This is a genomic window from Streptomyces sp. Ncost-T10-10d (assembly GCF_900091955.1).
Taxonomy (GTDB): domain Bacteria; phylum Actinomycetota; class Actinomycetes; order Streptomycetales; family Streptomycetaceae; genus Streptomyces.
Genome location: NZ_FMDF01000012.1, coordinates 92,675 through 113,349 on the forward strand (window position 1 = coordinate 92,675; position 20,675 = coordinate 113,349).

A 20,675-nucleotide genomic window follows, 5' to 3' on the forward strand; every position below is an offset into this window, starting at 1 on the left:
ACAACATTCACGGCAGGACGATCATCAGTGCGTAGCGGACCTGTTCCGGTCCCGGGCAGTGGAAGCGCGAAGGGCCGCGCAGCCGGAAGCGCAGACAGTCGCCTCTGCGCACGGTGTGCACGGAGCCGTCGACGGTGATCTCGACCGTTCCTTCCAGCACCCAGACATGCTGTTCCACGCCGGACACGGGCGCTTTCTCGTACGCGATGGCGGCCCCGGCGTCGAGAGTGCCCTCGATGACCTCCGCGCGCAGACCGGTGTGCGGCGGCGAGACCGAGCGGCGCACGAAGCCCGATGCCTCGTCCCGCCACACCGGTTGCCGCGCGGCGGGAACCAGCTGCGGTGGTTCCGCCTCCACCTCCATCAGCAGCCGGGACATCGTCCGCTCGTAGACCGTGCACAACTTGCCGAGAAGGGAAGCGGTCGGGCTCAACTCGCCGCGCTCCAGCCGGGACAGCGTTGAGCGGCTCACCGCGCTGCGCCGGGACAGCTCATCCAGCGACCAGCCGCGTTCGCTGCGCAGTTCGCCCAGCCGCGCGGCGAGCCGGGCGTCGACGGTGCCGGGCTCCGCCTCTTGGAATTCTCTCACAGTGGAGACGATATCCCTGATCGGAGAAGGTTGTGTCATGGGTGGCGGCCGGACATGGTTGTTCTGCTGACCGGGTGCTGTCGTGCCACGCTTGTTCGGAGAGGTCCCGGCGGGCCCACCCGGGTCTGCCGGGTTGCTCTGCTACCCGAGGAGGCCGATATGGCCAGTGCCAGCACCGGGCCGAGTGTGGCGCGTGATGCCACCCCGAGTTCGCATCATCCCTTCCGGTACGGCTGGACCGCCTTCGCGGCGGTTCTGATGATCTTCGGCGGAGCGATGGCGATCTTCGAAGGGATCGCCGCCATCACCAAGGACAACGTCTTCGTCGTCAGACGCAACTATGTGTTCGAGTTCAGCCTCACCGGCTGGGGCTGGATCCACCTCATTCTGGGCATCGTCATAGTCCTCGCCGGCTGTGCGCTGTTCACCGGGGCCGCATGGGCACGCGTCGTGGGTATCGTGCTCGCAGGCCTGGTTGCACTCGCCAACTTCCTGTGGCTGCCCTTCTACCCGTTCTGGGCCATCGTGCTCATCGCCATCAACGTCTTCATCCTCTGGGCGCTCTGCGCGGGTCTGCAGGAGGAGGAATGGGCCTGAGGCCACGGCCTGCCCGTCATCCTCGATCCGGTCCGGAGCCGGCACCCGACGGAGCATCGGGTGCCGGAGGCAGGGCGGCCGATGACGGAGCGAGCCTGAGCGTGACGACATAGGAGACCACGACCGAGACGATCACCAGCGGCATGACGGTGAGGCCCTCGGACCCCAGCAGCAAGGTGGCCAGCAGCACCGAGGTCATCGGCAGTTTCAGCATCGCCACACACATGGCACCGATGCCCATCGCGAAGCCCGACGTCAGATTCAGCCCGGGGAGATGGGACAGCGCGATCCCGCCCGCCGCTCCTACGAACATCGCCGGAAAGACGGGGCCTCCCCGGAAACTGCTCAGGGACGCGCAGTACGCCAGTGCCTTGCACAGGGCGAGCGCCAGGAGCGCGGCAATCGAGTAGCCCGCGCTCCGGGAGAGCAGCGGGCCGAGCGCGCTCTCCCCGGAGAACAGCACCCCGGATGCGTCCCTTCCCGTGCCCTGCGCGTACGCGAACGCCACCAGGCCGACGACCAGGCCCATGACCACGGTGGTCACCACCGTCCGCCGCTCGACCCGAGCCTGCAGGAACAGGGCGAGCCGCTGAATGCCCGTGCCGGCGAAGGCTGCCGCGAGGCCCAGCACGACTGCCCAGCCGAACTGCGCGATGTCGGGCTCCTCGGCGTGGGGCACATGGCGCAGCGCCAGGGAGTAGGTTCCCAGGCCGGTCCATGAGCCGAGGCCGGTGAAGATGAGCGACCCGATACCGGCGGCGAGCAGTCCCGGCACCAGGACCGTCCCGAGCATCATCCCGGCCAGCCCCGAGGCCTCCATCAGGAGAAAGGCGCCCAGGAGCGGAGAGCCCAGCAGTGCGCTGATGGCGGCGAAGCTCCCCGCGGCTGCCACCACGGCACTCGCCTTGGGGCTGATGCCGGGCTTGACCAGACGCACCGCGTACACGGCCAGACCGCCGCCGAGCGCGATGAGCGGCGCCTCGGGACCGAGCACCGCCCCGGCACCCAGCGAGGCGAGCGCCGCGACTGCGATACCGGGCAGCTCCACCGCAGAGGGCGCCCCCGTGTGCATGAGACCGTCGGCGGGCCGGTGTCCGCCTCTTCCGGGGAGGTGGCGGACGGTCAGCCCGACCAGCAGACCGGCCGCGGCCAGCAACGGCACCGGCCACCAGGAGGGCGTGCCGGTGAAGCCGAGCACCCTCGGCAGATCGTCGTAGGTGAGCGACTGGAGTTCGTGGACGAGGGCGAGGAAGCCGAACGCCGCCGCCGAGACCGGTACTCCGAGAAGCGCCGCCACCACGAGGAGCATGGTGTATGCGCGGGTGCGGATCAGCGTGAAGGGGTCCGGCGGCGCCTTGGTGGTGGCCGGCATGATCGTTGTCTCCTCAGCGTCGGAACCCATCTGGAACACGCTGTTCCGCAAGCGCCCACAAGGAGTTAGCACAATGCGGGGGCGCGGCCGTGATGCCCCCGCTGTGTGCGGGCGGCGATTTCCGTACGGCCATTCGCTTGGACCAGCGCCGGGGGCGGCCCGTCGCCCAGGGGGTCAGCATGCGTGCCGACGCCTCCCACGCCGACCACCTTGCGTGCCATGTCCACGAATCGGAAGTCCGCCGGCAGGGTCCGCCGGTCCGACGGGAGGCTGCGGCCACCTGGTCGGTCAGGCCCGGCGGGCTCACCGCGCGAACATGGATCACGTCCATCGTGAACGTCCGCGAATCCCGCCCCGGCACCGCCGGACGGTCCCGGACCGGAGGTGCCGGGTGGACTCCCTTCCGGTAACACCGCAGGCGACACGTCCAGCAATCCGGCCCCTGGCATCGGGAGCCCCGGGTGCCGCGTCGGTGAGGCCACATCAGGCGATCAACGGACGCCGGACGGATGGCGGATCGCACCGGGACGAACCCTCGGCGAGGCGCTGGAGCGGGCACGCGACCGGGAGCGTCGCCGAAGACGGCCGCCATCAGGCCGACAGCTGCCTGGGCGGGGGGCTCAGCAGGACGGCGATGTCTCCCGGATGTACAGCCGGGATGCGGTCGTTCGTGACCGGGGCGAGTCGCCCGTCCGGGCGCACGACGAACAGCACGTCGTGCCCGGCCGGGACGGCTCCGTCGACCCGGTCCCCGCAGGAATCCGGGCCCGCTCCGCAGGCCGTCCGCGCGCGACAACCATCCGTGGCGGCGGGGGACGGGAGGGGTGTGGCTCGCACCACTCGGCCGTGGGAGGGACCCGCTGTCCGTCCAATGGCCCAACAGGGCCCGGGCTCACCCACGTCCATGGCCGAGATGCGCTGCGGTCCACCCGCTGGTGCAATGGCCAGGGCCGTGGTCTCCGGCGGAACCGGGGCAGTCGACATTCTGAGGAGCTGGCGTGAGCGGCGAGAGCGACGAGACGGGACCGATCGACTACCTGGTGATCGAGTTCCCGGCGGGAAGCCGGATGACGGGAGAAGGACTGCCCCTGTTGGTCGACCTGGTCGACCGGGGCATCATCCGGATCCTGGATCTGATCTTCGTCAGGAAGAACCAGGACGGAACGGTCGAGGGCGTGGAACTCTCCGAGGCGACCGGCGACGGCGGCGATGGCCTCGCCGTGTTCGAAGGGGCGTCCTCGGGCCTGCTCGGCCAGGACGACATCGACGAGGCGAGCACGGTCCTCGAACCCGGCAGCGCTGCCGGAATCCTCATCTACGAGAACGTGTGGGCGGGACCGCTCGCGGCCGCGCTGCGCCGCTCCGGAGGCCGCCTCGTCGCCAACGGGCGTATCCCGATCCAGGAGGTCCTGGCCTCGCTCGACGCGGCCGAGTCCAGGGTCTGAGCCGTTCACGGTCCCGTCGGGCCGACCGTCCCCGTAGAGCCAGTCAAAGGAGATGCACCATGCCAGGCCTTCTTCGCGGCGTCGCCCGTACAGCGGTGATCGCCGGAACCGCCACCTCGGTCTCCAACCGGGTCTCCCGGCGGCAGGCGGGCCGCTGGGCTCAGCAGGACGCCGCGCAGGCACAGGCCCAGCCCGCCCCTGCGGCGCCGCCGCCCGCTCCCACGTCTCTCGCGCCGGAGGACGAGATGAGCAACAAGATCGCTCAGCTCAAGGAACTCGGTGACCTCAAGAGCCAAGGAGTGCTGAGCGACAGCGAGTTCGCGGCTCAGAAGGCCAGAATCCTCGCCCCCTGACGGGTCCGGGCCGACCACCGGCGCCCGCTGCGGCTCACTGCCGCTTGTCGTCCCAGGGAGTGCCCATCCAGCTGTCGAAGGTGCGGATCAGCGCCGTCAGCGCGGCTGCGAGCCGCCAGTCGACCCATGGTGCGTGGACATGGATCTCGTCGTCGTCCGACCGGAACTCCAGCGGGACATCCTGGCCGGCCCGCCAGATGATGCGCCGCGGCCCCCGCGCCACATCGCCGCCGCCGCTCAGGAGGCTGCCCACGCCGATGGCCACCTGGACGGGGAACAACAGCCACCACACGTACCACCAGAAGATCCGGCCCTTGAGGCCGACCGCCTCCTGGCAACCGGTCTGCGCGACCGTCCAGCGGGTCCGCAGCCCCTTCCCGGAGAGGGCCTTCTCGCGGACGACTGTGCCGATGGGCTCACCCTGCGCGCCCAGCACCTGGTACGTGGCGACGCCATCGGCTGCGGACGTGGTCACCAGGGTCGCCAGCCGGGCCCGGCGATCGGGGTCGGCCCACAGGACGAAGGAACGCGCACCCGTCTTGCGGGCCGCGAGGTACGCGGGTATCCCGCCCTGCGGCAGCTCGCGCTCCACATGGGCGACCACCCGGGACTCCCCGCCCGGCTCGTCCGCGAACTCGATGACATGGCCGATGGACGCGACCGCATCCGGGGCGATGTCCTGTTCCGCCTTCTTGTCCTTCTTCGGCCGGGGGACCGACTCCAATGTCAGCACGCTGCTCACCCGCGAACTCCTCCGTTGTGCGCTGTCGGAAGTCGCAGAGTAGACGGGCGTCTTGAGAAGATCGATCCGTGGAGTCCGCTGAACCCTTCCCCGAATCCGGTGTCGAGCCGTCGCCCGACCGGACCGCCCGCCGACAGGTGGTGCGCTGCCGCATGTGCGGGCGCCCGCTCACCGGTACGGAGTCACGCCGCACCGGCCTCGGCCCCGCCTGCGACGCCAAACTGCACCCGGCGCCCCCGGACATCCGCACCCGCCGCCACGAGGTCGAGCAGGACCCGCTCCCCGGCATCTGAGCCCGGGCACGGCTACTCGCCCAGGCGGCGGAACAGCCCCTCCTGCACCACGGACACGAGCAGATTGCCTCCGCGGTCGTAGATCCGGCCGCGCGCCAGCCCTCGCCCGCCTGTTGCGATCGGCGACTCCTGGTCGTAGAGGAACCACTCGTCCGCCCGGAACGGCCGGTGGAACCACATCGCGTGGTCCAGCGACGCCATGTCGAAACCGCGCGGCCCCCAGAGCGGCTCCACCGGGATACGGACCGCGTCGAGCAGCGTCATGTCACTGGCATACGTCAGCGCACAGGTGTGCACCAGCGGATCGTCGCCCAGCGGGCCGACCGCACGCATCCAGACCGCGCTGCGCGGGTCCGCGCCCTCGGTCTCCTCCTGAGTCCAGCGCAGCCGGTCGACGTACCGGATGTCGAAGGGCTGGCGGCGGGCCATGCGCTCCAGTGCCTCCGGAAGCGCCCCGAGGTGCTCACGCACCTCCTCGGCGACGGTCGGCAGCCCCTCGGGGTCGGGGACCTCGCGGGCGGGCGGCAGCTGGTGCTCGAAGCCCGCCTCCTCCGGCCGGTGGAAGGACGCCGTCAGATTGAAGATCGTCCGGCCCTGCTGGACGGCCGTGACCCGGCGGGTGGTGAACGACCGGCCGTCCCGGACGCGCTCGACGTCGTAGACGATCGGCACGCCCGGACGCCCCGGACGCAGGAAGTAGGCATGCAGCGAGTGGACAGGCCGGTCCCCGTCGGTGGTACGGCCGGCCGCCACCAGCGCCTGCCCGGCGACCTGGCCGCCGAAGACCCGCTGCAGGGACTCCTCGGGGCTGCGCCCGCGGAACATGTTGACCTCGATCCGCTCCAGGTCGAGCAGGTCGACCAGGCGCTCGGCGGGGTTCGTCATGCGTTGCGTCTCCGCTCTCGCAGGGGTTCCGGATGCACGGCGGGCGCGGTCACAGCTGGCCGACCGAGGTGACCCTGACGACCGCCCGGCCCTCTTCGTCGGAAGCCGCCAGATCGATCTCGGCGCTGATGCCCCAGTCGTGGTCGCCGTTCGGGTCGGCGAAGGTCTGCCGGACCCGCCACAGGCCGTGCGCGGCGTCCTCGTCGATCTTCAGCAGCTTCGGCCCGCGGGCGTCCGGACCGGTGCCCAGGTCCTCGTACTCGTCCCAGTAGGCGTCCATCGCATCGCCCCACGCGTCCTCGTCCCAGCCCGCGTCGCCGTCCAGCAGGCCCAGCTCGCCGACCTTGTCCAGCGCGGCCAGTTCGACCCGGCGGAACATCGCGTTGCGTACGAGCACTCGGAAGGCGCGGGCGTTGGCCGTGACCGGCTTCACCTCGTCGGCCCGCTCCTGCGCCTCCTCGGCGGTCTCCACCTCCGGGTTGGCGAGCTGCTCCCACTCGTCGAGGAGGCTGGAGTCCACCTGACGGACCATCTCGCCGAGCCAGGCGATCAGGTCCTCCAGGTCCTCGGACTTGATGTCGTCCGGGATGGTGTGCTCAAGAGCTTTGTACGCGCTCGCGAGATAGCGCAGCACGATGCCCTCGGTGCGGGCCAGCTCGTAGTTGGAGGTGAACTCCGTGAACGTCATGGCGCGTTCGTACATGTCACGGATCACGGACTTCGGCGACACCGGGTGGTCACCCACCCACGGGTGGCTCCTGCGGTACACGTCGTAGGCATGCCACAGCAGCTCGCTCAGCGGCTTCGGATACGTGACGTCCTGGAGCAGCTCCATGCGCTCCTCGTACTCGACTCCGTCCGCCTTCATCTGCCCGACCGCTTCGCCGCGCGCCTTGTTCTGCTGGGCGGCGAGGATCTGCCGCGGGTCGTCGAGCGTCGACTCGGCGACGGAGACCATGTCCAGCGCGTACGAGGGGGAGTCGGGGTCCAGCAGGTCGAACGCGGCCAACGCGAAGGTGGACAGCGGCTGGTTGAGCGCGAAGTCCTGCTGGAGATCGACGGTGAGCCGGACGATCCGGCCCTCCGCGTCCGGCTTGTCGAGCTGCTCCACGACACCGCCGTCCAGCAGCGAGCGGTAGATCGCGATGGCCCGGCGGATGTGACGCAGCTGCGCCCTGCGCGGCTCGTGGTTGTCCTCCAGCAGCTGCCGCATCGCCTCGAAGGCATTGCCGGGGCGCGCGATCACGGACAGGAGCATCGTGTGCGTGACCCGGAAGCGGGAGGTCAGCGGCTCCGGATCGGACTGGATCAGCTTGTCGAAGGTGGTCTCCGACCAGGCGACAAAGCCCTCGGGGGCCTTCTTGCGGACCACCTTGCGCTTCTTCTTCGGGTCGTCGCCCGCCTTCTTGACGGCCTTCTCGTTCTCGATGACATGCTCGGGCGCCTGCGCCACGACGAAGCCCGCCGTGTCGAATCCGGCCCGGCCCGCGCGGCCCGCGATCTGGTGGAACTCACGTGCGCGCAGTGTACGGACGCGGGTGCCGTCGTACTTGGTGAGCGCCGTGAACAGCACAGTGCGAATGGGTACGTTGACGCCGACGCCGAGGGTGTCGGTACCGCAGATCACCTTCAGCAGGCCGGCCTGGGCGAGCTTCTCCACCAGGCGCCGGTACTTCGGGAGCATGCCCGCGTGGTGCACCCCGATGCCGTGGCGCACATAGCGGGAGAGGTTCTGGCCGAACTTGGTGGTGAAGCGGAAGTTGCCGATCAGATCGGCGATCTTCTCCTTCTCCTCCTTGGTACACATATTGATGCTCATCAGCGACTGCGCCCGCTCGACGGCCGCGGCCTGGGTGAAGTGCACGATGTAGACCGGCGATTGCCTGGTCTCCAGGAGTTCGGTGAGGGTCTCGGTGATCGGGGTCAGCCGATACTCGTAGCTGAGCGGCACCGGCCGGGTCGCGGAGCGCACCACGGAAGTGGGGCGGCCGGTGCGGCGGGTCAGGTCCTCCTCGAACATCCTGACGTCACCGAGCGTGGCCGACATCAGGATGAACTGGGCCTGCGGCAGCTCCAGGAGCGGGATCTGCCAGGCCCAGCCCCGATCCGGCTCGGCGTAGAAGTGGAACTCGTCCATCACGACCTGGCCGATGTCGGCGTACTTCCCGTCGCGCAGCGCGATGGAGGCCAGCACCTCGGCCGTGCAGCAGATCACCGGGGCGTCGGCGTTGACGGAGGCGTCGCCGGTGAGCATCCCGACGTTCTCCGTACCGAACAGCTTGCACAGGTCGAAGAACTTCTCCGAGACCAGCGCCTTGATCGGTGCGGTGTAGAAGGTGACCTTGTCCTGGGCCAGGGCGGTGAAGTGCGCAGCTGCCGCGACCAGGCTCTTGCCGGAGCCGGTCGGGGTGGAAAGGATCACATTCGCGCCGGAGACCACCTCGATCAGCGCCTCCTCCTGAGCGGGATAGAGGGTGATGCCCTGCGTCTCGGTCCATGACGAGAAAGCCTCGAAGAGGGCGTCGGGGTCGTCGGTCGGGGGCAGCTGATCGATAAGGGTCACGCCCCCATCTTGCCTGGCTTCCGCCCGGATGAGGGAACCGGACGACCGTATGAAGATCACGGACGATACGCTGCCCACTCAACTCGGCCGTGCCCGGGCGGCAATGGCAGCAGGACAACTTTGGGGGCGGGAAGACAATGATGGGACCGGCACACTCACTGTCAGGGGCGGCGGCCTGGCTGGGGGTGGGCGCGGCGGCGGCCGCCGCCGGCCACGCGATGCCGTGGCCCGTCCTCGTCGTCGGTGCGCTGATCACCGCCGGAGCCGCGCTCGCCCCGGACCTCGACCACAAGTCCGCGACCATCTCGCGCGCCTTCGGGCCGGTCTCCCGGGGACTCTGCGAGATCGTCGACAAGCTCTCGCACGCCGTCTACAAGGCGACCCGGGGCTCCGGCGACCCGCGCAGGAACGGCGGCCACCGGACCCTGACGCACACCTGGCTGTGGGCGGTCCTGATCGGCGCCGGGGCCTCCGCCGCGGCGATCACCGGCGGCCGGTGGGCGGTCCTGGCGATCCTCTTCGTCCACCTGGTGCTCGCCGTCGAAGGACTGCTGTGGCGGGCCGCCCGGATGTCCAGCGACGTCCTGGTGTGGCTGCTCGGCGCGACCAGCGCCTGGATACTCGCCGGCGTCCTGGACAAGCCGGGGAACGGCTCGGACTGGCTGTTCAGCGCCCCCGGCCAGGAGTATCTGTGGCTCGGGCTGCCGATCGTGCTCGGCGCCCTCGTCCATGACATCGGTGACGCGCTGACCGTCTCCGGCTGCCCGATCCTGTGGCCCATCCCGCTGGGCCGCAAGCGCTGGTACCCGATCGGGCCGCCGAAGGGCATGCGATTCCGGGCCGGCAGCTGGGTGGAGCTGAAGGTGCTGATGCCGGTCTTCATGGTGCTCGGGGGAGTGAGCGGGGCGGCCGCGCTGAACTTCATCTGACCGCCGTGGTCCGACGGCTGTGGTCCGACCGCCGGGTTCCGGCCGCCCGGATCAGGCCGTCGGAGCGCTCAGGCCGACTCGCGGGGTACCAGGCGGTGGGCCAGGACGATCTCCCTGGCCGTTCCCGGACCGTCCCCGTCGAGCCGGTCGACCAGCAGCTGCGCGGCCGAACGGCCGATCTCCCGGGCCGGGTTGAGGACCGTGGTGAGGGCGGGGGAGACCAGTGAGGCCGCCTCGATGTCGTCGTATCCGGTGATCGCCACGTCGTGCGGCACCCGCAGCCCGGCGGCCCGCGCCGTGTCCAGCGCGCCGATCGCGATCAGGTCGTTGGCGCACACCACGGCGTCCGGCCGTTCCGTGGCGCTCAGCACGGTGGTGGCCCCGGCCCGCCCGCCCTCGCGGGTGAAGCCGGTCCAGGCGACCAGCTCAGCGGGCACCGGCAGCCCGGCCGCCTCCAGCGCCTTCCGATAGCCCGCGAAGCGTTCCTCGCCCGGCTCCACCCCCGGCGCACCGCCGATGAAGGCGATACGCCGGTAGCCGCGGCTCACCAGATGGCTGACCAGGTCGTACATCCCCTCGGTCTCGGCGGCCCTGACCACGTCGCCGAGCGCCGGCTCCAGTCGTCCGCCGAGCCGTACCAGTTTCGATCCCGAGGCCACGATCCGGTCCAGATCGCGCCGGGTGGCGCCGTACCGGCCGATCACGATGCCGTCGATGCGGCGCGCAACCAGCTGCCGGATCACCGCGGGCAGGTGCGGGCCGTCCATCGGGGCCTCGCAGACCACCGTCAGATACTCGTGGGTCAGGGCGATCTCCTGCATGCCCGCGGCGATCGAGGTGTTGAACGGGTTGGTGATGTCCGGGACGACCAGGCCCAGGGTGCGGGTGCGCTGGGTGCGCAGACCGCGCGCCGAGGGGTCGGCCTGGTAGCCGAGTCGCTGTATGACGTCCTCGACCCGGGCGCGGGTGGTGGCCGAGACCGGGCGGCGGCCGCTCAGCACATGGGAGACCGTGGTGACGCTGACGCCCGCTTCGGACGCCACATCCACGATCTTGATCCGGCTCCCGCCCTGCACCATCGACCTCCCGTTGTCGTCCAGGATCGTTGTCCTGGTGTTCGAAGTCACTCTACCCATTGTGCAAAACGTTTTGTATGGTGCTCGCTATCGCGCCTGACAGAGGCCGAGCCAGGCTATGCAAAACGATTTGGAGAACCGATGTCCATCGCAGGCCGGAGAGCCGTATGACGAGCTCTCCCAGCCGCAGAACCGTGCTCGGCGCCGCACTCGGCGTGGCGTCCGCGGCGGCCCTGGCCGGCTGCTCGGGCGGCCGCCCGGCGGACGGCAGAACAGCGGTACGGTTCCTCGGCCCGGAGACCCCCGAGACGTTCCGGGCGGTCATCCGAGGCTTCGAGCGCGCCAACCCCGACCTGCGGATCGACTACACCCCCGTACCTCCTGACCAACTCGGCGACGTCCTCCAGCTGCGGCTCTCCGCGAAGGACAGCGCGATCGACGTGTACACCGTCGACCAGCCCCGAGTACCCGCCCTCACCGCCCGCGGCTTCCTCACCGACCTCGACGCGGTCGCGGACCGCACCAGGCCGCCGTCACCCCCGAGCAGTACGGCGTCAGCTCCTGGCAGGGCAGGCTCCGTTCCCTGCCGATCTGGACCTCCACCCAGTACCTCTTCTACAACGCGGACCTGCTCACCAAGGCCGGTGCACCGCTCCCCGGAGAGGCCCCCGCGGACCGCTGGAGCTGGGAGCGGACCAAGAGCGTAGGCCGCCGGACGATGGACAGGGCAGGCGCCGACTACGCCCTGCTGCTGGAACAGACCGACCTCTATTACGGGCTCCAGCCGCTCATCGAGTCCCTGCACGGCGGCTCCGGCATCACCGGCAAGGACATGCTCACCCCCGCCGTCACCACCCAGGGCTGGATCGACGCCCTCGACTGGTACCGCACGCTCTTCGCCGACGGCTCGTCGCCGCGCGGCATCCCCTCGTACCAGCTCTCCTCCCTCTTCACCTCGGGCCGGGTGCCGTTCTTCGTCGGCGGCCCGTGGAACCTCGGCGCCTTCGCCGGACTCAAGGACTTCGCCTGGGGCACCGCGCCGCAGCCGAAGTTCGCCCACGGCCGCGCCGTCACCCCCACCGACTCCTGGTCCTGGGGTGTGAACCCGTACGCCGAACACCCCGACGCGGCACTGCGGTTCATGGAGTACGCCGCCCTGACCACCGACGGCAGCCTCGCGACCGTCGAGGCGTCCCCGCTCATCCCGTCGAACCGCAAGGCCTTCGACCGCTATGCGGCGGATCTGGATCACAAGGCCACGAGGAGCACCGCCGGCGTGGCCACGATCATGCGGTACGAACTCGCGCACACCGCCGTCAGCCGGCCGCGCAGCATCGGTTACACCCAGTTCGAGACCGTCATGGGTTCCGCCTTCTCCGACATCCGCAACGGCCTCGCAGTGGAACCCCGGCTGGCGAAAGCCTCCGGAGAACTGGTGCGCACCTGGGAGCGACTGCGATGACCACCCCAGCAACCCGCTCCCCGAAGCGCACGTGGCGCCGCCGCTCCACCTCACAGGGCAGGACCGCCCTGTACTTCCTGGCGCCCGCGCTGATCGCCCTCGTGGTCCTGCGACTGCTGCCCGCCGCGATGGCACTCGTCAGCAGCCTGCGCCACCACAGCCTGGTCGACGGCGTCACCACCTTCGTCGGCTTCGACAACTACGCGGACCTCATCGGCGACAGCCAGTTCTGGCAGAGCGTCCGCGTGACACTGCTCTTCAGCCTGGTCATCAACCCGCTCCAGGTACTGATCGCCCTCGGCCTCGCCGTTCTGCTGAACCGCCGTTTCGCGGGTGTCCGCTTCTGGCGGTCGCTGGTCTTCGCGCCCATTGCCGTGCCGCCGGCCGTCTCCGCGGTCATCTGGGGCATCCTCTACCGTCCCGAAGGGCCGCTCAACGCGATCCTCGGCACGATGGGCATTCCGCCGCAGCCCTTCCTCACCAGCTCGCAACAGGCACTCTTCGCGCTCATCGTCCTGATGTCCTGGGTCGGCGTCGGCTACTGGATGATGTTCCTCATCGCCGGGCTGCAGGACATCCCGCAGGAGTGCTACGACGCGGCCGCCGTCGACGGCACCTCCGCCTGGCAGCGGTTCGTCCATGTCACACTGCCGCTGCTGCGCCGCCCGCTCGCCTTCGTGCTGGTCGCCGACACCGTTTCCAACTTCCTGGTGTTCGCCCCCGTGCAACTGCTGACCCGCGGTGGTCCCGACGGCTCGACCAATCTCATGATGTACGACGTGTTCCGCCGCGCATACAGCGTCGGCGACATCAACTTCGCCCAGGCCGAAGTGGTGGTGCTCGTCGCGATCACCCTCGCGGTCGTCGCCGTCCAGTTCCGGATGATGCAGGGCAAGGGCGAGGAGTGAATCGATGAAGACAACGACCGTCCCCCAGCAGTCGATGGGACGCCGCCCCTCCGCGCTGAGACACATGCCGCTCGCCACCGCCGTCGTCATCGGCGTGCTCTTCGCCCTCCCGCTCCTGTGGGTGCTCATCGGATCGCTCCGCCCCGGCGACAAGGTCCTGGCCGGACTCGACCGGCTCTCCTGGAACAGCCTGATCCCGACCGACGCCACGCTGCACAACTATGTGACGCTCTTCCAGGGCGACTTCGGCCGCGCCGTGCTCAACTCCATCGGCGTGGCAGCCGCCACAGTCCTGCTCGGGCTGCTGCTCTCCGCGATGGCCGCGTTCGCGCTTTCGGTGTTCCGATTCCGTGGCCGCGGCCTCGTCTTCGCCGTGATCCTGCTCAGCTTCATGATCCCGTTCGACGCCATAGCGATCCCGCTCTCGGACATCTTCCGCGACTGGGGCCTGCAGAACACCTACACCGGACTGATCCTGCCCGGCATCGGCAACGGCCTGGCGATCTTCCCGCTGCGCCAGTTCTTCCTGGCCATCCCGCGCGAACTCGTCGAGGCCGCACGGATGGACGGGCTCGGCTGGTGGGGCATCTTCCGGAAGGTCTACGTACCCCTGTCGTGGCCCGCCTTGATCGGCGCCGGGCTCACCCTGTTCACCTTCCAGTGGCAGTCCTACATGTGGCCGCTGCTCGTCGGCACCGAACCGGACAGACAACTCGGTCCGATCGCCCTCGGCACCCTTCAGGGCCAGATGGTCGTCGACTACGGCCAGGTGTTCGCCGCCGCCGTCGTCCTGACCGTCATCCCGCTCGTCGTCCTGCTGCGCCTGCAGCGCTATTTCACACAGTCGATCGCGGGCAGTGGTCTGAAGTGACGGCCGCCGGACCGACCGCCGGAACACCGAAACCCATCCCCACCGACCCGAGGAACACCGTGACCCACCCCCTCGCCGACATCCTCCTCGACACCGACATCGGCAGCGATGTCGACGACGCGCTCGCCCTCGGCGTGCTGCTCGGCTCACCCGAGGCCCGGATCACCGGCATCACCACCGTCTACGGCGACACCCTGCTCCGGGCCCGCCTCGCGCACCGGCTCGGTGCCCTCGCCGGACACGACCTCACCGTCGTCCCCGGAGCCACCGAGACCCTCTCCGGCAAGGAGGTGTGGTGGGCCGGACACGAGGGCAGGGCCTTCACCGACCTGGAGACCGAGCCGGTACGCGACACCGTCGCCGCCGACCGCTTCCTCGTCGACTCCGTCCTTGCCCGGCCCGGCGCGACCGATATCATCGCCATCGCCCCGCTCGCCAACATCGCCCGCGCGATCAGGCTCGACGACCGCTTCGCCGCAGGCGTACGCACTCTCTACATGATGGGCGGCAGCTTCGGGCCCGGAGCCAAGGCCGAGCACAACATCGTCAGCGACATCACGGCCGCCCGTGCCGTCTTCGGCTCCGGCATCCGTACCGTCGTCACCGGCCTGGACATCACCACGCGGCTGCGCATCGAACAGCCCGGCATCGAAGCGATCCGCGAGGCCGGTGCGTACGGTGCGGCGCTCGCCCGTGAGATCGACGCCTGGACCGGCTTCACCGGCGAACCGTGGAGCGTCCCGCACGACCCGATCACCGCGCTCTCCCTGCTGCGCCCCGACCTCTACACCACCGAGCGCGGCACGGTCGAGGTCACCGACGAAGGGCTGACCGTCTTCACGGCCGATCCGGACGGCAATGTGGACCTGGTCGTGGACGCCGATGTGGAGGCCGTCGCGCAAGAGATCGTGACCCGGATCGTCCGGGCCTCGAAGCGCGACTGAGGAGCCGTCATTCGATCGCCGCGGAGACGGTCCGTGTGCAGTCGCAGATGCCCACGCAGGGGACCTCAGGCCTCCTCGGTTGCGGTGGAGGGTGCGCCTCACATGGCCCGACGGATCGCGCTCCGAAGGTCGGATGCGGTGGTCGGAGTGATCCGGGGGCGGTCGACGAGACCGGCGTCGATCAGCTCGGCGAGCCGCCGGGGGAGGGAGGGCAGTCGGTCACGTACCGGCACCGGCGGCTCGCGCAGGACGACGGCGACTGGGTCGGCGCCGGGCGGGAAGTCACGTGGGGCCGAGCCGGTGAGCATCCAGTACAGGCAGGCCGTCACGGCCCACAGATCGGCCTCCGGGCGCACGTACTTGAAGTCGATCACCTGGCCGCGCGGCATGAAGGCCAGGCTTCCGCCCATTGCGCCGGTCAGGGTGTGCCCGGACAGTCCGGCGCTGTCGAACGCCTTGGCCAGGCCGAAGTCCGCGATCTTGAGTGTCATCCGCTCCCGGTCACCGGTGAGCAGCAGATTCTGCGGTTTGATGTCGCGATGCACCAGCCCGCGACGCACAGTGACGGTCCCGTCGGGGAGCCGTACGGGTACCTCTGCGGCATGCGCGTAGTCGAGGCCGCGCAGCGTCTGCAGAGTGATCGCCACCGCCTGTTCGACGCCCAGTCTGCCGCCGGCCCGGACGGCCCGGTCGGCGACACTGCCCCAACGGCAGAATTCGCAGGTGAAGTAGAACGTGCTGCCGTGCACGCCGCCACCGTGGAAGGCGACCACATTGCGGTGCCGCAGCGCCCGTGTGCAGGCGAACTCGCGCAGGAACCCGTCGCGGGCCGCCCGGCTGACGGAACCATGGGCCGACAGCGTCTTCAAGGCGAGGAGTTCACCGGTCTCCTCTCGGCGGGCGAGGTGGACGACGCCCTGGCCGCCACGGCCGAGCTCCTGGAGCAGTTGGTAGCCGCGGATCTCGGTGAGGTCGGTTTCGCCCGCCTCCGCGGCGGCCAGCAGCGTGTGCAGGGCGTCGGCGGGGTCCTGGCGGGCATCGGGCACGGTCGCGGGCTTCGCGTCGGTGACAGTGACCAGCAGGTGCGCATTTCCGAGGCGGATCTCGTCTCCATCGGTCAGCTCCCGGGCGGCCGGGCTCCCCTGCAGCGGCCTCCCGTTGACGTACGTGCCGTTGCGGCTGCCGAGATCCTTCACCCGCAGGTGCGGCGGATTGACGTCGAACATGCAGTGATGGCGGGAGACCTTCTTCTCGCTCCGGGCCAGCCGGATGCCGCATTCCTCGCCACGCCCGACCAGGCAGGTGGTACGGCGGGTGAAGGTGTGGACCTCGGCGGACGAACCGGCGCGGACTGTCAACGACACCGAGGCGGGCACGCTACTCGCAGCCTTCCCCGCCCGGTGACGGCTGTGGCGTGAAGTCGAAGTCCCAGTTGAGCTCCCACCCCCGCACAGTGCCGTGGTAGTCGCCGCTCACCAGCCGGTGGTCGTCTTCACCGAGGGCCAGGGTGTGCACCTTGCCCCGATGTCCCTCCAGAGCGCGCAGCAGGCGACCGGTGTCCAGATCCCAGACGCGGATCTGCCGTCCGCGGACGCCGGTCACGGCGAACCGGCCCTCGCCGGTGAGGGCGAGCGCCGTGGTCTCGCCCGCGTCGGGGATCGATCGCAGGACGCGACCCGTGGCGAGGTCGAAGACGGTCAGCGTCGAGTAGTCGGCGGTCACGCCCCGCCGGCTGTCGGCGCTGGTCGCCAGAATGTGTTCGTTGTTGGTGCCCTCCACCGAGTAGAGCTGCCGGCCCGTCAGGGCGTCGAAGGCCCACAGGCCGTGGGCGCCGTAGTCCAGCAGCGTTCGGCCGTCGGGGCTGAAGTCCAGGCTCAGGCCGGGAGGCCGCTCGGTGCGACTCCACAGCCGCTCGCCCGACCGCAGATCCCACAGGCAGATCTCGTCCTCATGGCGGTACCAGGTCTCGGACACATCCTCGCGGGTATGGGCCCTCGACGCCGCGAACCGGCCGTCGACGCTGATGGCGACGGCGGCCACAGCACGGCCATGGGACCTGACAGCGTTCCAACGCGCATTGACCGTGCGCTGCGCCCTGTCGATCACCAGATCGCACCAGCGCAGTTCGCCGCTGCTCTCGCCGATGAGCACCCGGTCCCCCGCCGGAGTCATCGCCATCGCTTCGGCCTTGCCGGAGCTCGACAAGGGGTAGGCGCAGTCGCCGACGAGATCGAGCAAGGACACGTTGCGGCGGTAGTTGTCGTGGAGGACGGCCGCCTGGTCGTCGCCGGTCAGAAGGAGGGCGCTCGCCGTCCCCATATCCCAGGTGAATTCGGCGAATCGTCGGCCGTCGGCCGCATTCCAGACGTCGATCGGTCCCCCGAGCCGGACGGTGGCGAAGTAGTTGCCGTTCCGGCTGAGCGCGAGGGTGAGCGGATCGGGGAAGTGCCCGGCCCCGTCGAGGTCGAAACCCGACCACGCGCCGCGCAGCCCCACGCGGCGCCCGTGCCGGCCCACCTGCCTCCAGGCGTCCCGCAGTTCGGGGTGCCGCTCGAAGCCGGGAACTGCCTCCGCGGCCCGCAGGCAGTCCGCGGTCTGCGCGAACCGCCCCTGGCGTGCGAGCCGGAGCGCCTGCTCCATCCGGGCCCGGAACCGCTCGCCGTGGTCGGTCAGTTCCCCTGCGGCCTTGGGACGGGCATACGCCCAGGGGGCCCGGTAGCCGACCGACGGCATCGGCTGCACGCGGATGGCCTCGTACAGCCCCAGAACGGCGGTGCGGCCGTCGGCACTGACCGCGGCGGATCGGGCAGATGCCGTGTCGTCCGCGCGATCCGGATCCTCGGATTCGAGCGTGCGCAGGCAGCGACCGGTCAGCGGTTCCCACACGCGCACCGGCGCGCCGCTGATTCCCACGACCGCGAGGGAGGCGCCCGGGGCGAGCGCGCTGATGTGCACGTGCCGGAGGTGGTGCTGTACCTCGGCGACGACACGGCTTGTCCGGGAGTCCCACAGGACCATCGGTCCTTCGGCCCAGATCTGCAGCGCGTGCCGCGCGTCGGCCGAGAGGGCGCTGCCGTAGTGGACCACCCCCCAGGCCCCCTGTCCCCGCGCGTCCCGCGGCGCGGTCAGAACCGCATGACACCGTCCGGTGGCGACGTCCCAGGCACGGACCGTCTGATCTCGCGGCACGTCGGACGAGGCGGACAGCGCGACGGCGCCGTCGACGCTCAGGCTCATGGCGTCCACGGGCCCTCCATGGCCCCGCACCCGCCGCAGGATCTTCCCGGTGCGGAGGTTCCAGAACTGCAGGGTGCCGTCACCGTGACCGGTGGTGCCGACCGTACCGTCACCGCTGAGCGCGACAGCGGTGACCGACGCGGTTTCGATCCCGTCCGGCAGCGGCACCCGCTCACCGCGGGTGAGGTCCCACATCTCCAACGGCGCCTGGTTGCGGACCACCAGGCCGGTCAGGCCCTCGGCGTCGACGGCGGTTGCGACGACATCGGCGCCGTCGGGAGTCAGCTCGTGCAGGCAGCGACCAGTGTCCACCGCCCACACACGTACGCGTCCGTGGTAGTCGCCGGCCAGCACCCGGCGCCCGTCGGCGGTCACGGCCACTGCGGTGACGCTGTTGACGTGCCCGGTGAGGACGATCGGCCGCAGGCCCGGACGGCGCTCCGCCTCGGCGAGCGCCTGGGCGATCTCCGCCGACTCCGGCTCCTCACGCGCGGCCTCTCGCAGCAGTTCGACGGCCCGCTCCGGGTCGTCGCGCTCGAGGTGGACGAATCCCAGCAGGCGGCCGGCGAGCCGGGCGTCCCCGCCGACGTCCCGGGCGGCCTCCAACTCGGCGACCAGCTCCAGGTCGGTCTTGTCCCCCTTGCGCCACTGGTACAGGCCGTAGTTGAAGCCGGCTGTCGGATGGTGAGGGTCGGCTGCGATCGCCTCCCGCCACAGTGCCTCCGCCTCCTCGGCGCGCCCCAGGTCGAGCAGCGACAGTGCCTGGTTGGACAGCCCGTCGGCCAGCAGCCCGACAGCCTGCGGCGCCTCCGGGGGAACGGCGTGCCCGTGAGGTCTCCGTAGAGATCACCGAGGACGTCGGCGAGATGCCCCGGAGCCGGACGGGCCTCGGGGGCGGTCACGAAGCACTGGCGCAGCAACCCGACGACCGCCGGGGGCACGGCGGGCACCCGGGCATCGGCCGGCCCGCCCGCCATCAGTTCCTCGAGCGCTTCGGCGGCGGCCTGGCCGTGCCGGGTCGGGCGCCGGCCGGTGAACAACTCCAGTACGGTGAGCGCCCACGACCACACGTCGGTGGCGGGCGTCAGCCGGATCTCCCGCCGCCCGGTGGCGGCGAGTGCCTGTTCGGGGGAGCAGTAGGCGGGCGTCATCCCGCCGAAGGTGACGTCGGGGGGCGCGTCGTGCGGGGTCCCGTTGCCGGCCGGGCGTATCCCGGCCAGGCCGAAGTCGGTGACCTTGGCGGTGCCGTCGGGTTCGAGCATCACATTGGCGGGTTTGACGTCCTGGTGGACCAGCCCGGCGGCGTGCGCGTGGTCCAGGCCCCACGCGATCTGCACGGCGATGTCGAGGATCCGCCGCAGGGCGGTGACCGGGCCCCCCTCGTAGAGCCTCCCGCCGGTGACGGCCTCGGCGAGGCTGCCGCCGTCGACCCACTCGGCGAAGACCCGGGGCAGGCCGTCGACGGTCCGGACGTACGAGCAGTTGACCGTGTGAGGGTGCAGCCCGAGACCGACCCAGGTGCCCGCCTCCGCCTCGAACCGGCGTCTGCCCCCGGCCGAGGCGACCAGTTCCGGGCGGGGTGTCTTCACCGCGAGGTCGACGTTCCAGCCGCGGTGCCGCACCCGGTGGACCACGCCCATACCACCGCTGTGCACGACGTCCAGCACCTCGTACAGGTCGAGGATCACCTCGCCGGGCTGCCAGCTCTCCGGTGCCATCAGTCGGCCATGGCTACGTACAGAGGACTGCCCAGGAGTACCCGCATGTCCGGACGGGGGTCCAGTTCGGGGTACGGACTGGCGCCCTCCAGCAGGCGCCGGGCCACGAATTCCACGGACTGCGCCGGACCGCGCAGAAGGCGTCCGGCGGAGTGCACCCAGGCCAGTGCCGACGGGTCGGTGGGCATCTCGACGCCGTCAGCGGCGAAAGCCGCGGCGAGACCCGCGAGCAGTGACGGCATCGAGGACGCCGCGAACACCGGATCCTGCGGAGCGCTCCCGCCGAACACATGGCTGCCGGCCCCACCGAGCCCGACGATCGTCCGCGCGGTTCGTCCGCCGAAGTACACCGTCGAACCACCGCCCTCCCCACGCAACGGTCCCCACTGCATCGGCAGGGTGCCGCGGAAATAGGGACCCGGATCGTCCACCGACCCTGTCTGTTCGTGCTCGCGCAGGTACGCGAGCACCCGCTCCAGCCTGGCCACCCGGTCCGGCGCGGACGCCTCGACACTGCGCTTGAAGCTGAAGAGCTTCAAGCTCATGCCGGCCTCCGTGGTGCGTCGACCGGCGAAGGACGGGTCGATCTGCGAGAGCAGCATGTCGACCTTGGCGTCGCTGATGTAAAGGTAATAGCGAATCGACACCCCGTCAGGCTAGCGCCACCCCGCATCTCCTGACCCGGTTTTTG

At 70.3% G+C, this 20,675-nt stretch carries 21 protein-coding genes; 10 read left to right on the forward strand and 11 right to left on the reverse strand.

The window, feature by feature from the left end:
- Nucleotides 1-7: 7 nt before the first annotated feature.
- Entirely contained in the window at nt 8-589 is a 582-nt protein-coding gene (locus tag GA0115254_RS01420; protein WP_256102340.1) for a helix-turn-helix domain-containing protein, read from the reverse strand.
- A gap of 258 nt (nt 590-847) precedes the next feature.
- Between GA0115254_RS01420 and GA0115254_RS01425 the strand changes: the two genes are divergently transcribed.
- Complete coding sequence (locus GA0115254_RS01425; RefSeq protein ID WP_370740807.1) at nt 848-1,186, forward strand: DUF7144 family membrane protein; 339 nt, start codon at nt 848-850, stop codon at nt 1,184-1,186.
- Between the two features lie 16 nt (nt 1,187-1,202).
- Here GA0115254_RS01425 and GA0115254_RS01430 read toward each other — a convergent pair whose 3' ends face one another.
- Complete coding sequence (locus tag GA0115254_RS01430) at nt 1,203-2,588, reverse strand: chloride channel protein (RefSeq protein ID WP_256102341.1); 1,386 nt, start codon at nt 2,586-2,588, stop codon at nt 1,203-1,205.
- A 35-nt stretch (nt 2,589-2,623) separates the two neighbouring features.
- A complete protein-coding gene (locus GA0115254_RS47350; protein WP_370740806.1) occupies nt 2,624-3,007 on the reverse strand; it encodes a DUF2252 family protein in 384 nt (127 codons plus the stop codon).
- A 549-nt stretch (nt 3,008-3,556) separates the two neighbouring features.
- Here GA0115254_RS47350 and GA0115254_RS01440 point away from each other — a divergent pair.
- A complete protein-coding gene (locus tag GA0115254_RS01440; protein ID WP_176739929.1) occupies nt 3,557-4,003 on the forward strand; it encodes a DUF6325 family protein in 447 nt (148 codons plus the stop codon).
- Between the two features lie 59 nt (nt 4,004-4,062).
- Nucleotides 4,063-4,356: an SHOCT domain-containing protein gene (locus GA0115254_RS01445; protein WP_093893417.1), complete on the forward strand. Its 294-nt coding sequence runs from the start codon at nt 4,063-4,065 to the stop codon at nt 4,354-4,356.
- 34 nt (nt 4,357-4,390) lie between these two features.
- On the opposite strand, the gene GA0115254_RS01450 is transcribed toward GA0115254_RS01445, so the two are convergent.
- A complete protein-coding gene (locus tag GA0115254_RS01450; RefSeq protein ID WP_256102342.1) occupies nt 4,391-5,098 on the reverse strand; it encodes a hypothetical protein in 708 nt (235 codons plus the stop codon).
- 68 nt (nt 5,099-5,166) lie between these two features.
- On the opposite strand from GA0115254_RS01450, the gene GA0115254_RS01455 reads away from it, so the two are divergent.
- A complete protein-coding gene (locus GA0115254_RS01455; RefSeq protein ID WP_093893418.1) occupies nt 5,167-5,391 on the forward strand; it encodes a DUF6011 domain-containing protein in 225 nt (74 codons plus the stop codon).
- A 12-nt stretch (nt 5,392-5,403) separates the two neighbouring features.
- Here GA0115254_RS01455 and GA0115254_RS01460 read toward each other — a convergent pair whose 3' ends face one another.
- Nucleotides 5,404-6,276 carry an acyl-CoA thioesterase gene (locus GA0115254_RS01460; RefSeq protein ID WP_093893419.1) on the reverse strand — a complete coding sequence of 291 codons (873 nt, stop codon included), beginning with the start codon at nt 6,274-6,276 and terminating at the stop codon, nt 5,404-5,406.
- 49 nt (nt 6,277-6,325) lie between these two features.
- Nucleotides 6,326-8,839 (reverse strand): DEAD/DEAH box helicase, encoded by a 2,514-nt coding sequence (locus GA0115254_RS01465; protein ID WP_093893420.1) that lies wholly within the window; start codon nt 8,837-8,839, stop codon nt 6,326-6,328.
- 137 nt (nt 8,840-8,976) lie between these two features.
- On the opposite strand from GA0115254_RS01465, the gene GA0115254_RS01470 reads away from it, so the two are divergent.
- The gene (locus GA0115254_RS01470; protein WP_093893421.1) at nt 8,977-9,768 is read left to right on the forward strand and encodes a metal-dependent hydrolase; all 792 of its coding nucleotides are present in this window, start codon (nt 8,977-8,979) and stop codon (nt 9,766-9,768) included.
- A gap of 68 nt (nt 9,769-9,836) precedes the next feature.
- Here the strand turns inward: GA0115254_RS01470 and GA0115254_RS01475 are convergent, their stop codons facing one another.
- Nucleotides 9,837-10,895 carry a LacI family DNA-binding transcriptional regulator gene (locus tag GA0115254_RS01475; protein WP_176739930.1) on the reverse strand — a complete coding sequence of 353 codons (1,059 nt, stop codon included), beginning with the start codon at nt 10,893-10,895 and terminating at the stop codon, nt 9,837-9,839.
- 116 nt (nt 10,896-11,011) lie between these two features.
- Between GA0115254_RS01475 and GA0115254_RS01480 the strand changes: the two genes are divergently transcribed.
- The 5 genes from GA0115254_RS01480 to GA0115254_RS01500 are packed head-to-tail and all read left to right on the forward strand — an operon-like array spanning nt 11,012 to nt 15,029.
- The gene (locus tag GA0115254_RS01480; RefSeq protein WP_176739931.1) at nt 11,012-11,551 is read left to right on the forward strand and encodes an extracellular solute-binding protein; all 540 of its coding nucleotides are present in this window, start codon (nt 11,012-11,014) and stop codon (nt 11,549-11,551) included.
- The gene (locus GA0115254_RS01485; RefSeq protein ID WP_256102347.1) at nt 11,434-12,306 is read left to right on the forward strand and encodes a sugar ABC transporter substrate-binding protein; all 873 of its coding nucleotides are present in this window, start codon (nt 11,434-11,436) and stop codon (nt 12,304-12,306) included. The genes GA0115254_RS01480 and GA0115254_RS01485 overlap by 118 nt, the downstream gene beginning before the upstream one ends.
- Nucleotides 12,303-13,214, forward strand: a complete 912-nt coding sequence (locus tag GA0115254_RS01490; protein WP_093893425.1) for a carbohydrate ABC transporter permease — start codon at nt 12,303-12,305, stop codon at nt 13,212-13,214. Before GA0115254_RS01485 ends, GA0115254_RS01490 begins: the two co-directional genes overlap by 4 nt.
- Nucleotides 13,215-13,218: 4 nt before the next feature.
- A complete protein-coding gene (locus GA0115254_RS01495) occupies nt 13,219-14,085 on the forward strand; it encodes a carbohydrate ABC transporter permease (RefSeq protein ID WP_093893426.1) in 867 nt (288 codons plus the stop codon).
- Between the two features lie 59 nt (nt 14,086-14,144).
- Nucleotides 14,145-15,029 carry a nucleoside hydrolase gene (locus tag GA0115254_RS01500; RefSeq protein ID WP_176739933.1) on the forward strand — a complete coding sequence of 295 codons (885 nt, stop codon included), beginning with the start codon at nt 14,145-14,147 and terminating at the stop codon, nt 15,027-15,029.
- A gap of 98 nt (nt 15,030-15,127) precedes the next feature.
- On the opposite strand, the gene GA0115254_RS01505 is transcribed toward GA0115254_RS01500, so the two are convergent.
- The 4 genes from GA0115254_RS01505 to GA0115254_RS01515 are packed head-to-tail and all read right to left on the reverse strand — an operon-like array spanning nt 15,128 to nt 20,631.
- Nucleotides 15,128-16,393 carry a protein kinase domain-containing protein gene (locus GA0115254_RS01505; protein ID WP_093893450.1) on the reverse strand — a complete coding sequence of 422 codons (1,266 nt, stop codon included), beginning with the start codon at nt 16,391-16,393 and terminating at the stop codon, nt 15,128-15,130.
- A gap of 13 nt (nt 16,394-16,406) precedes the next feature.
- Nucleotides 16,407-18,647, reverse strand: coding sequence for a WD40 repeat domain-containing protein (locus GA0115254_RS45455; RefSeq protein WP_370740808.1), 2,241 nt, complete (start codon nt 18,645-18,647; stop codon nt 16,407-16,409).
- Nucleotides 18,638-19,984 carry a serine/threonine-protein kinase gene (locus GA0115254_RS45460; protein ID WP_256102343.1) on the reverse strand — a complete coding sequence of 449 codons (1,347 nt, stop codon included), beginning with the start codon at nt 19,982-19,984 and terminating at the stop codon, nt 18,638-18,640. Before GA0115254_RS45460 ends, GA0115254_RS45455 begins: the two co-directional genes overlap by 10 nt.
- Nucleotides 19,984-20,631 carry a DUF7019 family protein gene (locus tag GA0115254_RS01515; protein WP_093893428.1) on the reverse strand — a complete coding sequence of 216 codons (648 nt, stop codon included), beginning with the start codon at nt 20,629-20,631 and terminating at the stop codon, nt 19,984-19,986. Before GA0115254_RS01515 ends, GA0115254_RS45460 begins: the two co-directional genes overlap by 1 nt.
- Nucleotides 20,632-20,675 lie beyond the last annotated feature (44 nt).